We start from the raw sequence: 12,798 nt of genomic DNA, 5'->3' as shown, positions 1-12,798 counted from the left end.
GATGAGTTCGATGGATCCCGGGCATCGCCAGCGAGGCATGGCCTTGCTGGTCAGCCTGGTCTTCCTGTTGCTGCTGACGCTGATCGGCCTGTCGTCGATGCAGAGCGCCACCCTCCAGGAAAAAATGACCAGCAGTGTCATGCAGCGCAACCTGTCGTTCCAGATGGCCGAGGCGGCGCTGAGGGTGGGCGAAAGTGCGGTGCAGGTCGAGACGTATTCATTGCCGGTATGCACCACCACGACCCAGTGCGCGCCGCCGGCCGAGTCGGCGACGTTGACGGGGGCAGGGCGCAATTCGTCGTCGGGGGTGCTCTGGGTTGCCGCCGCCGGTGGTTTTTATGGCGTGCAGAACATCGGCACGACGCTCACGGCGGTCAACGTGCCGGTCAACACCTCGGCGACGCTGTACCGGATCACGGCGGTGGCGGTGGTGGGCAATAACCAGCGCAGCGTGGTGGAGAGCATCTATGCCAAATACTAAGGCGCTTCGCAGCGGGTGGCAGGTGTTGTGGGGGGCGCTGCTCAGTCTTTACCTGGCAGCGCCGGCCTATGCGTTCACGCCTTCGGATTCGCCCTTGCTGAGTGCGGCGGCCGTCACGCCGAACGTGATGCTGCTGATCGATGATTCGGGGAGCATGAACAACATTATCTGGGCGGCGGGGTTTGATCCGACGGCGACGCAAGCACCGGTCTATATATGCGCTGACGACAGAAGCTGCAGCAGCAGTAACAGGACGCTGCTTGCGGCAAACGATGGGAATGTCTTGCTGGCGAGTCTGTTCCGTGGAGGCTGCTCGAATGGGTGGTATGGCTTCTACCGAGTAGGCTTTGGTCAGGTTTGCCTGCGGCTACCCGATCCTGTCGGTGGTGAGAATACCCGCTACACAACTAGATACTTATCTTATCTAATGACCTTGGCCAACGGTTCGAGCCGGGACTTCACCACGGGTACGATTCCCAACGACTATCGAATCAACGTGGCACGGGACGTTTCCAACGACCTGGTCGCCAGCAACCGCGCCCTGCGTATCGGCCTTGCCACCTTCAACCCACCGAACAGCAGCAACCCCGGCCCCGGGGGATATATCGCTCGCGCCATCAGCGACCTGTCACCGGTCAGTGGCAGCGTGACCCAGACCCAGGCCAACAGCAACTACAGCGCGCTGATCAACGCCATCAACGGCCTGGGGGCGGTCGCCAATACACCCTTGGCCGAGAGTTATTACGAGGTCACTCGCTATTTCAGGGGCATGGCGCCTTACTACAATGGAACGCCCGCCACCTACACCAGCCCGATCCAGTACCGTTGCCAGAAGAACTTCGGCGTGGTGATCACCGACGGTTTGCCCACCTATGACCGAACGTTTCCCAGCAACGATCCCCTGGGCCTGTCCCGGCTGCCAAACTGGGATGGCATCAGCGGCAACGATGGTGACAATCCCAGCGGCGACGCCGAGGGCGATACGCTTTACCTGGATGACATCGCCAAGTTCGCCTTCGACATCGACATGCGCTCCACCGGCACCGACGCCACCGGCAAGAGCTGGAACGCCACGGATTTCCCCCGGCAATACCTCAATACCTACACCGTGGGTTTTGCCGTCACCAATCAGATGCTGTCCGATGCTGCCCGCTACGGGGCGGGCAAGTATTATCCGGCGAGCGACAGCGAAGGCCTGAACTCGGCCTTGGCCTCCGCTTTGAGCGACATCACCTCCAAGGCCGGCTCCGGGGGCGGCGGCACCACCAACGCCGCCACCTTGTCCAGCACCTCCAGCTACTACCAGACCACGTATGATCCCAAGGACTGGCGCGGCACCATCCGGGCGTTCGGTTTCACTACGGCCGGCACGGTCAACACGGCAGCGCAGCAATGGACCACCGATACCGCCATCGTGCCTGGCGCCACGGCACCGATCTATCAGTCCTGGAACACCGCGACCAATGTGCCGGTGAGCCTGGCCTACGGCAACTTTTCGCCGGCCCAGCAAACCAGCCTCAGCCAGAACCTGCCCACGGGAATCACCGGCAACGACCTGGTGGAGTGGAGCAAGGGCGTCAATAAGACCGGCTTGAAGGTGCGCAGTGTATTGCTGGGGGACATCATCAATTCGCCGCTGGTGCTGGCATCGCCCAACGACCAGACCGCTGCGGACCTGCTTAATGACACGAGCTACAGCACGTACCTGGCGACCAAGGCGGCGAACATGAATACCAGCCTGGTGGTGAACGCCAACGATGGTTTCTTCAGCGTCATCAACAGTGCAAACGGTACGCGGCGTTATGCCTATATGCCGTCGAGCGTGCTGCCTTCGTTGCAGGACATTGCCGACACCAACTACGTCAATGGCGTGAGCCACAAGTTCTTGGTGGATGGGCAGGTCGGCGTATTCGATACGCAATCGGGGAGTGTCTGGAAGACAGTGGCTCTGGGCGGCACTGGTGCTGGGGGCAAGACGTTCTATGCGGTTCAGCTGTTCGATGCGACGGCGGGCAACGTGTTGCGGGCATTGTGGGAAATCAGTGCGCCAACCGTTGCCAACACCACCCACGTCTTCAATGACCTGGGCTACGCTTACGCACGCCCTGAGGTCGCGCGCCTGGCGGACGGTCGCTGGGCGGCGTTCATCGCCAACGGTTATGGCAGCAACAGTGGGGTGGCTGCGTTGTACGTCGTGGACATCCGCGACGGTTCGCTGATCCGCAAAATAGTCATCAACAGCAGCGAAACCGACAACGGTCTGTCATCGGTCAAGCTGCGGGTCAATTCTCAGAACGTGGTGCAAGCCGCCTACGGTGGCGACTTGAAGGGACGGATGTGGAAGTTCGACCTCAGTGGTACCTCACCCACCGCCTGGGGCCTGGCATTCGCCGGCCAGCCATTGTTCACCGCCCCCGGGGGCGCGACCCAACCGATCACGGTGCAACCTCTGCTGGCAGACAATCCCCAGGGTGGGACCCAGGTGTTTTTCGGCACCGGCAAGTTCAACGAAACGGCGGATAAACTCAACAAGGACCTGCAAGGGTTCTACTCGATATGGGACGCCACCGGTGGTGCCGGGCAAATCACCGTGTCGAACCTGCAGGCCCAGTCGATCACGGGGGTGTTCTCAGGCAGCACGGGGCAGTTCGTGACTACCAGCCAGACCGACGTGGCTTATCCGACGAAAAAGGGTTGGTACCTGCCGTTGGTGTACAACAATGCGCTGACCGGGGAGCGGGTGATCAACCCGGCCAATCTGGTGAGCGGGCGCGTGGTCTTTACCACGGCCGCCGTGGACACTACCGACCCTTGTGCCAGCTTCGGCACCGGCAAACTGATCGAATTGGATGCGTTCAACGGTAAGATGCTCAACTATACGGTGCTTGATACCAACGGTGATGGCACGCTCAACAGCTCCGACACGATTTCCAGCGGGGTTATGTTCACGGGGGGAATCCCGACCTTGAGCGCCGTCGTCAGCGCCAGCGGGGCCACCAACATGATCGTCAACGACTCCAGCGGCAACATCACCGAGCTGCTGGAAAAATCCGTCGGCGGCAGCCGCCGTATCATGTGGCGGCAAATACAATGAGGACAAGGCATGCGCAGATCCAACCGGGGTTTCACCTTGATCGAAATCATGATCGTGATCGCGATCATCGGTATCGTGATCACCGTCGGCTATCCGAGCCTGACCGAATACATGAAGAAGGGCCGCCGCGCTGAAATTGCCGGGCTCTTATCCGAGCAGGCGCAAATTCTCGAGCGCCACTACTCGAAGAGCAACGTCTACACCAATGCAACCGGGCTGAGCAGCGGCAACGATTTCTACACCATTACCCAGACGCTGGCGGACCAGAGCTTCATCCTGACCGCTGTGCGCAAGAGTGGCTCATCAATGGCCACGGACAAATGCGGTGACTTCAAGATCACCAATACCGGGGTAAGAAGCATCGAGAACGCCGCCGCCGGGCTGACCACCAAGGATTGTTGGGGCCGCTGAGTTTCTTTTATCCGGGCACGCTTTTGCGTCCTTTGTTTTAGTGAGTCGAATCAGAACATGACCAGGCAACAGCAAGTGGTGATTGTCGGCGGCGGAGTGATCGGCCTGCTGACGGCGTTCAATCTGGCGTCCGAAGGGCAACGTGTCGTGCTGCTGGACCGTTCCAACGTCGGCCAGGAGTCGTCCTGGGCTGGCGGCGGTATCGTTTCGCCGTTGTACCCCTGGCGCTACAGCCCGGCGGTCACGGCGCTGGCCCATTGGTCGCAGGATTTCTATCCACAGTTGGGCCAGCGTTTGTTCGCGGCCACCGGAATCGATCCGCAAGTACACGTGACCGGGTTGTACTGGCTGGACCTGGACGACCAGGACGAAGCGCTGGCCTGGGCCGAGCGGGAAGGGCGGCCGCTGCGGGCTGTGGATATCTCGGCGGTTCACGATGCAGTACCAGTACTGGGCACGGGGTTTTCCCGGGCGATCTACATGGCGGATGTGGCGAACGTGCGCAATCCGCGGTTGGTGAAGTCCCTCAAGGCGGCGTTGCAGGCGTTGCCCAATGTCACGCTTCATGAGCATTGCGAGGTCAGCGGGTTCATTCGCGAGGGCGAACGTGTCGTCGGGGTGGACAGTTCCGCGGGGCTGATCCATGGCGACCAAGTGGTGCTGGCCGCTGGTGCCTGGAGTGGCGAGTTGCTCGGTACGCTGGGGCTGAAATTGCCGGTGGAGCCGGTCAAGGGGCAAATGATCCTGTACAAATGCGCTTCGGATTTTCTGTCGAGCATGGTCCTGGCCAAGGGCCGTTACGCGATACCCCGTCGCGACGGGCACATCCTGGTGGGCAGCACGCTGGAGCGTGAAGGCTTCGACAAGACCCCGACTGACGTGGCGCTGGAGAGCCTGAAGGTCTCGGCGCAGCAGTTGATTCCGGCGCTGGCCGATGCCGAGGTGGTCGGGCATTGGGCAGGGTTACGACCTGGGTCGCCGGAGGGTATTCCCTATATCGGCGAGGTGCCGGGGGTTGTGGGGCTGTGGTTGAACTGTGGGCATTATCGCAACGGGCTGGTGTTGGCGCCGGCGTCGTGTCAGTTGTTTACGGATCTGATGTTGGGGCGTGAGCCGGTGATCGATCCTGCGCCATATGCGCCGGCAGGGCGCTTGTAAGGTTCGGTTTTTCCTGTGGAGCGGGCTTGCTCGCGACGGCTGTGTGGTGATTGAGTAAATATCCATTGCTGCGGTAACGGCTACTTAGGGTTCCGCTCTTACAGCGGGTCACTTTTGGAAGAGCCGGGAGCCGGACCAGCCAAAAGTAACCAAAAACGCTTTGCCCCACCACTCGGTGCCTCGCCTAGGCTCGGCATGCCCTCACTCCGGCATTGCTCCGTGGGCCCACGGATCAATGCCTGCGTTCGGCCAGCGTGGTTAACGGGGCGCCCCAGATCAAAAGCGAGGCGGCCTGACAGCCGGCCTGGTTCTCCCGCTCGTACACCTGTCAGATCTGTGGGAGTAAAGCTTGCTCGCGAGGCGGCCTGACAGCCGGCCTGGTTCTCCCGCTCGTACACCTGTCAGATCTGTGGGAGTAAAGCTTGCTCGCGAGGCGGCCTGACAACCGACTTGGCTCTTCCGGTCCCACTGCGATCCCATTGTGGGAGCGAGCCTGCTCGCGAAGACGGCGGTACATCCAAGGCTGATGCAAGCTGATCCACTGCCATCGCGAGCAAGCTCGCTCCCACAGGGATTTGCAGTGGCCGCAAAATCTGTAGATCGTCACCGACCCAGTGTGGGAGCGAGCTTGCTCGTGAAGGTGATGGCACAGGCGATGAATATGTTGAATGCTCCGGCCTCTTCGCGAGCAAGCCCGCTCCCACAGGAGAAACGCGATCACCCTAAATCAGGTCGGCTGTTAGGCCGCCTCGCGGTGGACGTTGATCTCGGCGCCCCATTAACCACGCTGGCCGAACGCAGGCATTGTGGAGTGGGCATCCCGGCATGGATGCCGGGATAGCCGCGCTGGGCCATGGATGGCCCTTCGTGGCGGCCCACGGAGCAATGCCGGAGTGAGGGCATGCCGAGCCCTAGCGAGGCACCGAGTGGTGGGGCAAAAGCGTTTTGCTTACTTTTGACTGGGCCGGCTTCCGGGCTTCTCAAAAGTGAGCCGCTGTAAGAGCGGAACCCTAAGCAGCCGTTACCACAGAAACGGATATATACACCACCCTCACAGCCAACCAGGCTTTGTGGGAACGGTCGGACAAAAATCTGATTCAAAAAGAGTTTTCCGACGAGTTCTGGCGGTTGTCGGGTGGGAAGAACTCTGGCTAACCTTTTCCCAATCGCGTGCTGGATAAACAGGTGCCGGTGGAGGGCTAGACGGACCAACAGAGCTATCAGATGGAACATTATTTTGTGGCGAGGGGATTTATCCCCGTTGGGCTGCGAAGCGGCCCTGAAAACCGTCGCCTCGGTATGTCAGACTGATTGAGGTCGGTATCCTGGGGGGCTGCTTCGCAGCCCAACGGGGATAAATCCCCTCGCCACAGGTAAATCCCAGCACCACACAGTTCGGTGTAGGCCTTGCCGTTGGCTGAGCTGCGCCGCACGCCCGCTCAATCCAACCCGAGTTTCTTCAACCGATACCGCATCGACCGAAACGACAACTTCAACCGCTGGGCCGCCGCCGTGCGGTTCCAGCGGGTTTGCTCCAAAGCCTGGAGGATAAGTTTGCGTTCGACGTCTTCCAGATAGTCTTCCAGGTTGTCGACCTGCATCAGGTCGGGGTCGCCAGCGTCGGAGGGGTTATTGCCTTCGGCCAGTCGCAGATCGTCAGCTTCGATCTGTTGGTGTTCGCAAAGGGTGTAGGCCCGTTCGAGCATGTTCTCCAATTCCCGCACATTGCCCGGGAAGCGATAGTGACGAAGGGCCTCCAGGGCCTGGGGGTGGAGCGTGACTGCCGGGCTTGCGGTGTTGGCGGCCAGCCGCTGAAGCATGTGATTGGCCAGCGGCTCGATGTCTTCGCGGCGTTCACGCAAGGGCGGGACGCGCAGTTCGATGACGTTCAGGCGGTAGTACAAGTCCTGGCGAAAGCGCCCGGCGGCGACTTCGGCGTCCAGGTCCTTGTGGGTGGCGCAGAGGATGCGTACATCCACCACCTCTTCCTGCTGGCCGCCCACGGCGCGCACGGCCTTTTCCTGGATGGCCCGCAACAGTTTGACCTGCATCGCCAAGGGCAGGTCGGCCACTTCATCGAGAAACAAGGTCCCGCCATGGGCGGCCTGGAACAGTCCGGGCTTGTCTTCGATGGCGCCGCTGAAGCTGCCTTTTCGGTGGCCAAAGAACTCACTTTCCATCAACTCCGTGGGGATCGCCCCACAGTTGACCGGCACAAAGCCTTGGTTGGCCCGGGGGCCTTGTTCGTGGATCAGTCGGGCAACCAGTTCCTTGCCACAACCCGACTCCCCACTGATGTACACCGGGGCCTGGCTGCGGGCGAGTTTTTCGATCTGTTTGCGCACGTTGCGCATCGGTGGCGAATCGCCCAGCAGGCAGCGTTCGAGGGGGCAGGTCGGTGTGGCGACCGGTAGCAGGCGCAGGGCACTGGAGACCAGTTCCCGCAGCCGCCCCAGGTCGACCGGCTTGGTCAGGAAGTCGAAGGCGCCGGCCTTGAGGGCGTCGATGGCGGTTTCCAGGCTGCCGTAGGCGGTGATCATCGCCACGGGCAGTTGCGGATAGCGTTGCTGGATGTGTTGCACCAGTTCCAAGCCGGTGCCATCGGGCAGGCGCATGTCGGTCAGGCACAGGTCGAAGGCGTCCCCCGCCAACAGGGCTTGAGCCTCGGCCAGGTTCTTGGCGCTGCGGGTGTCGAGTTTCATCCGGCCCAGGGTGATGTCCAGGAGTTCGCGGATGTCCGGTTCGTCATCGACGATCAGGATTCGTTGCCGTGAGCGATTGTTCAAATCTGTTTCCGTCCGTGAGCAAAAGTGATGCGAAAGCAGCCGCCGCCTTGGCGTGGTTTGAAGTCTAGGCGGGCCTGGTTGCTTTCGCACAGCTCACGGGACAGATAGAGCCCAAGGCCGGTGCCCTGGCTGCTGGTGGTAAAGAAGGGTTCGAACAGATGCGCCTGCTGCTCGGGCGTGACACCGGGGCCGTTATCGATGATGTCCAGTGTCGAGAGCTGGCTGGAGGGGTCGATGAACAGTTCCAGCCAGGCCTCGGCCTGTTCATGGGCCATTGCGCTGTGGCGCCAGGCGTTGCGCAGCAGGTTGTCGAGCACCTGGGTGAGCTGGTCGGGGTCCATGAGGGTGGTGTGGTCCCCCGGGTCGATGCTCAGGTGCAAGCGCTGGTGCTCGGCCATGCTTTCACGGGCCTGTCGGACGAATTGGTCGAGCCAGATCCGCAGGTCGAGGCGCTGGGGGGTGGTTTGCTGGCGGCGAGACAGCTGCAAAACGTTTTCAATGACGCGATTCATTCGTTGGGAGTGATCTTGAATAATCTGCGTCAGACGCCGATCCGCGTCGTTCAGTTCCTCGGATTCGCGCAGCAATTGCGCCGCATGGCTGATGGCGCCCAAGGGATTGCGGATTTCATGGGCGATGCCGGCGGTCAGGCGCCCGAGGGAGGCGAGCTTGAGCTGTTGGGCGTGCTGGGCAACCTGGGCCAGGTCTTCGAGGAATACCAGGACCTGATGCTGGTCGTTGTGGCCCAGGGCGATGAAGCTTGGTTGCAGTGTCAGGCCCGTGCCGCTGCTGGTCAGGCTTTGCGCGCGCAGGCTGGGGTTGTTCAGCCAGAGTTGCAGGCGTTCGACCAAGGCCGTGGAGCAATCGTCGATCCGTTGGCCGACCAGGTCGTGCATGCCCAGCAGGTTCAACGCGCTTTCGTTGGCCAGCTGTACCCGGCGTTGACGGTCGAGCACCAGGATGCCGGTGCGCATGCGTTGCAGGATCAGGGCGTTGAGCACCTCCAGGCTGATCACTTCGCTGGCGCGCTGCTCTGCCAGGGTTTCGCTGGCTTCCAGGCGTCGGGTCAGGCCTTGCACCAGCAGCGCGGCGGCAAAGCACAATGCCCCGAGGGTGCCGGCCTGCAAATAACTGCTGGGACGGTTCGAGTCGCTCAGGCCCAGAAAAAAACTCGAGCCGACGATACCGAGGGTGGCGACGGCCGCAACCAACAGGCCGATTCGGCCTCGCAACAGCGTATTGCCAATGGCCACCGAGACGATGAGCAGGTTGCCGATGGCGCTGGGGACACCGCCCGCAGCGTAAAACAGCCACGAGAGCAACAGCACATCAGTCAGGGCCAGGCCGAACAAGCGGGCAGGGCTGCGGGTGTTTTCAAGGAACACCACCAGCAGGATATTCAAGACCAGGTACAACCAGCTGCCACTGCGCAGCAGGTCGTCGTTGGCGAACTCCAGCAGGCGATTGTCCATGTTGCTGGAGATCAGCAGCACCAGGGTGATGCCGATACTCAGGCGGTACAGGTGATAGAGGCGCAGCAGGCGCTGCGTCTGTTTCTCGCGCGGGCTTGAGGCCTCAGCGTTCACGAGTACCCGGGCCTTGCTCGAGATGAGCCTGGCTGCAATACCATTGTTGTTCGAGGGTCAGCGCCCGGTCACGGGGCAGGTGTACGCCGCAATGGGCGCAACGAACCATGGGCGGTGCGTCCTGCTCGCGGGGAGCGTTCGGCGCGGATGAGGTGCTCTTGAACTTGCGCCAGAACCATACCGCGGCGGCAATCAGGGCGATCCAGAACAGTAAACGAAGCATGATGGGCGGCTTTTTGGCTAGAGATCAGGCAGTTTAGCCAAGGACAGGAACGGCGCACAGCGCAATAAAACGCCGGCACAAAAAAGGGAGACCGTGGGTCTCCCTTTTTTTGCAGGACCTTGGCTCAGTCGAACAGGCCGAAGGTCATGTAGCTGAACCAGGAGCGGTCGCTGGAATCGCTCTCGGGCTCTTCTTCTTCGATCACGTCGCCATTCTCGTCCTTGGGCTTGAGTTCGTTCGGGATGGCTTCCTTGGCATCCTGGAACTGGCGCTGTACGTCCTGGTTGGCGCGGGTTTCGCCCGGCGGCAGGGGTGGACGGGACTCGATCAGGCCCAGGGTCGCCTTGCTCAGCCACGAACGGTTGTCGGCTTCGTCGACCCGTGGGGTGAACTGGCCATCGACCAGCGATGGATGATCCGGGTAGTTCAGCTTGAGGGTTTCCAGGCTGGTGGCCGCCAGGTCGTCCAGGTGCAGGCGCTGGTAGGCTTCGGTCATCACGGCCAGGCCATCACCCACCGAAGGGGTTTCCTGGAAGTTCTCCACCACGTAGCGGCCACGGTTGGCGGCGGCCACGTAGGCCTGACGGGTCAGGTAGTAGTCGGCCACGTGGATTTCGTAGGAGGCCAGCAGGTTGCGCAGGTAGATCATGCGCTGCTTGGCGTCCGGCGAGTAGCGGCTGTTGGGGAAGCGGCTGGTCAGTTGGGCGAACTCGTTGTAGGAGTCGCGCGCGGCGCCCGGGTCACGCTTTGTCATGTCCAGCGGCAGGAAGCGCGCCAGCAGGCCGACGTCCTGGTCGAAGGAAGTCAGGCCCTTGAGGTAGTAGGCGTAATCGACGTTCGGATGCTGTGGGTGCAGGCGAATGAAACGTTCGGCGGCGGATTTGGCGGCTTCCGGCTCGGCGTTCTTGTAGTTGGCGTAGATCAGCTCCAATTGGGCCTGATCGGCGTAGCGACCGAACGGATACCGCGACTCCAGCGCCTTCAGCTTGGCGGTGGCGCTGGTATAGCTGTTGTTATCCAGGTCGTTCTGCGCCTGTTGGTACAGTTCGACTTCGCTCAGGTTTTCGTCTACGACTTCCTTCGACGAGCAAGCAGCAGTCAATGCGAGGATGGCGATCAGCAGCAGGTGTTTCACTTGCATGGCGGCTTGCGTCCCTATGACGGCCGCTGTCTTGGGCGGGGCCGTCCTGTTATGATGAGCGCCCCGTTGAAAAGCCTCGGGGCAAAAGACGCCGTATTTAACCACAAGCGCGCAGCCGAAACCAAAGGCTGTGCCGACGCCCAGTCCGAGCATGTCCGATAAAATAGAACTTCGCGCAGAGGTGCCGTCCGAATTGGGCGGCCAACGCCTCGATCAAGTCGCCGCACAACTCTTTGCCGAGCACTCTCGCTCGCGCCTTTCCGCCTGGATCAAGGACGGCCGCCTGACTGTGGATGGGGCGGTGATCCGTCCGCGCGACATCGTCCACGGCGGTGCGATCCTCGAGCTGACTGCCGAGCAGGAGGCCCAGGGAGAATGGGTCGCCCAGGACATCGCCCTGGACATCGTCTATGAAGACGATGACATCCTGGTGATCAACAAGCCTGCGGGCCTGGTGGTGCACCCGGCGGCCGGTCATGCCGACGGTACGCTGCTCAACGCCTTGCTGCACCACGTGCCGGACATTATCAATGTACCCCGTGCCGGTATCGTCCATCGCCTGGACAAGGACACCACCGGCCTGATGGTGGTGGCCAAGACCATCCAGGCGCAGACACAGCTGGTCACCCAGCTGCAAAGCCGCAGCGTCAGTCGCATCTATGAATGCATCGTGATCGGGGTCGTCACTGCCGGTGGCAAGATCAACGCCCCCATCGGTCGCCACGGCCAGCAGCGCCAACGCATGGCGGTGATGGAGGGCGGCAAGCAGGCGGTCAGCCATTATCGCGTGCTGGAGCGTTTCCGTTCCCACACCCATGTGCGGGTCAAGCTGGAAACCGGCCGTACCCACCAGATTCGCGTGCACATGGCCCACATCAACTTCCCGTTGGTGGGCGACCCGGCCTACGGCGGTCGTTTCCGCATTCCGCCGGCCGCCAGCCAGACCATGGTCGAATCGCTGAAGAATTTCCCGCGCCAGGCGCTGCATGCACGTTTCCTGGAGCTGGATCATCCGACGACCGGCAAGCGCATGAGCTGGGAGTCGCCGTTACCGGATGACTTCGTCTGGCTGCTGACCCTGCTCAAGCAGGACCGCGAGGCGTTCATCGGATGAGTGGCTGGCTGACGCCCGACTGGCCCGCGCCGGCCCGGGTCAAGGCCTGCGTCACCACCCGTGCGGGTGGCGTCAGCCTGGCGCCATTCGACAGCCTCAACCTGGGCGACCATGTGGGCGACGACCCTGCGGCCGTCGCCGAAAACCGTCGTCGCCTCACCGATCAATTCGCCATCACCCCGGCCTGGCTACAGCAGGTCCACGGCATTGCCGTGGTCGAGGCTGATCCGGCCCAGGTGGCGACCGCCGATGCCAGTTGGACCGACACGCCCGGTATCGCCTGCACCGCGATGACGGCGGACTGCCTGCCCGTATTGTTCTGCAACCGTGCTGGCACCCGCGTCGCGGCGGCCCATGCCGGCTGGCGCGGGCTGGCGAACGGCGTGCTGGAAGCCACCCTCGACAGCCTTGCCGTTCCTTCGGATGAAATCCTCGCTTGGCTCGGCCCTGCCATTGGTCCGCAAGCATTTGAAGTCGGGCCGGAGGTGCGTGAAGCGTTCATTGCGCAACACCCCCTGGCAAACCAAGCCTTCGCTGCGAGCCCCAAAGCCGGCAAGTTCCTGGCCGATATCTACGCGTTGGCACGGCTGCGCCTGGCCGCACGGGGTGTCACGGCCGTCTACGGTGGCGGTCTCTGCACCGTGACCGACCCTCGTTTCTTTTCCTACCGCCGCCACTCGCGCACCGGTCGCTTCGCCTCGCTGATCTGGATCGAGCGCTAGACTTCTCTGATCTGTATCAAGGGTGCCCGGCTTGAATCTTCCAGAATCGACCACATCTATAACGGTATCTGGCAGGTTTCTT

The 12,798-nt window shown here is 61.9% G+C and carries 10 protein-coding genes; 6 read left to right on the top strand and 4 right to left on the bottom strand.

Translation table 11 applies throughout. The features are described from left to right. The first annotated feature begins 10 nt into the window (after positions 1-10). Genes ACMTA2_RS28145 through thiO form a run of 4 tightly spaced genes read left to right on the top strand, consistent with a single transcriptional unit; the run spans position 11 to position 5,144 of the window. Complete coding sequence (locus ACMTA2_RS28145) at positions 11-481, top strand: pilus assembly PilX family protein (RefSeq protein WP_413795733.1); 471 nt, start codon at positions 11-13, stop codon at positions 479-481. Beyond that, on the top strand, positions 468-3,575 hold the full coding sequence (locus tag ACMTA2_RS28140; RefSeq protein ID WP_413792697.1) for a pilus assembly protein: 3,108 nt from the start codon (positions 468-470) through the stop codon (positions 3,573-3,575). Before ACMTA2_RS28145 ends, ACMTA2_RS28140 begins: the two co-directional genes overlap by 14 nt. A 9-nt stretch (positions 3,576-3,584) precedes the next feature. Then, entirely contained in the window at positions 3,585-3,986 is a 402-nt protein-coding gene (locus ACMTA2_RS28135; protein ID WP_413792696.1) for a type IV pilin protein, read from the top strand. Positions 3,987-4,043: 57 nt separating this feature from the next. Beyond that, positions 4,044-5,144, top strand: a complete 1,101-nt coding sequence (gene thiO, locus ACMTA2_RS28130; RefSeq protein ID WP_413792695.1) for a glycine oxidase ThiO — start codon at positions 4,044-4,046, stop codon at positions 5,142-5,144. Positions 5,145-6,583: 1,439 nt separating this feature from the next. Here thiO and ACMTA2_RS28125 read toward each other — a convergent pair. From ACMTA2_RS28125 to ACMTA2_RS28110, 4 genes are all read right to left on the bottom strand, one after another. Continuing rightward, complete coding sequence (locus tag ACMTA2_RS28125; RefSeq protein ID WP_413792694.1) at positions 6,584-7,930, bottom strand: sigma-54-dependent transcriptional regulator; 1,347 nt, start codon at positions 7,928-7,930, stop codon at positions 6,584-6,586. Next, entirely contained in the window at positions 7,927-9,516 is a 1,590-nt protein-coding gene (locus ACMTA2_RS28120; protein WP_413792693.1) for a two-component system sensor histidine kinase NtrB, read from the bottom strand. Before ACMTA2_RS28120 ends, ACMTA2_RS28125 begins: the two co-directional genes overlap by 4 nt. Next, complete coding sequence (locus tag ACMTA2_RS28115) at positions 9,506-9,739, bottom strand: PP0621 family protein (protein WP_413792692.1); 234 nt, start codon at positions 9,737-9,739, stop codon at positions 9,506-9,508. Before ACMTA2_RS28115 ends, ACMTA2_RS28120 begins: the two co-directional genes overlap by 11 nt. Before the next feature lie 124 nt (positions 9,740-9,863). Further along, complete coding sequence (locus tag ACMTA2_RS28110) at positions 9,864-10,880, bottom strand: outer membrane protein assembly factor BamD (RefSeq protein WP_186708980.1); 1,017 nt, start codon at positions 10,878-10,880, stop codon at positions 9,864-9,866. Positions 10,881-11,031: 151 nt separating this feature from the next. Between ACMTA2_RS28110 and rluD the strand changes: the two genes are divergently transcribed. Beyond that, positions 11,032-11,994 (top strand): 23S rRNA pseudouridine(1911/1915/1917) synthase RluD, encoded by a 963-nt coding sequence (rluD, locus tag ACMTA2_RS28105; RefSeq protein ID WP_003205696.1) that lies wholly within the window; start codon positions 11,032-11,034, stop codon positions 11,992-11,994. After that, entirely contained in the window at positions 11,991-12,716 is a 726-nt protein-coding gene (gene pgeF, locus ACMTA2_RS28100; protein WP_413792691.1) for a peptidoglycan editing factor PgeF, read from the top strand. Before rluD ends, pgeF begins: the two co-directional genes overlap by 4 nt. Positions 12,717-12,798: the final 82 nt, after the last annotated feature.

Origin of the sequence: Pseudomonas medicaginis (genome assembly GCF_965119365.1) — a bacterium.
Lineage (GTDB): Bacteria > Pseudomonadota > Gammaproteobacteria > Pseudomonadales > Pseudomonadaceae > Aquipseudomonas.
Note: the sequence above shows the minus strand (reverse complement) of the source record. Positions and strands in the feature narration are given on the sequence as shown.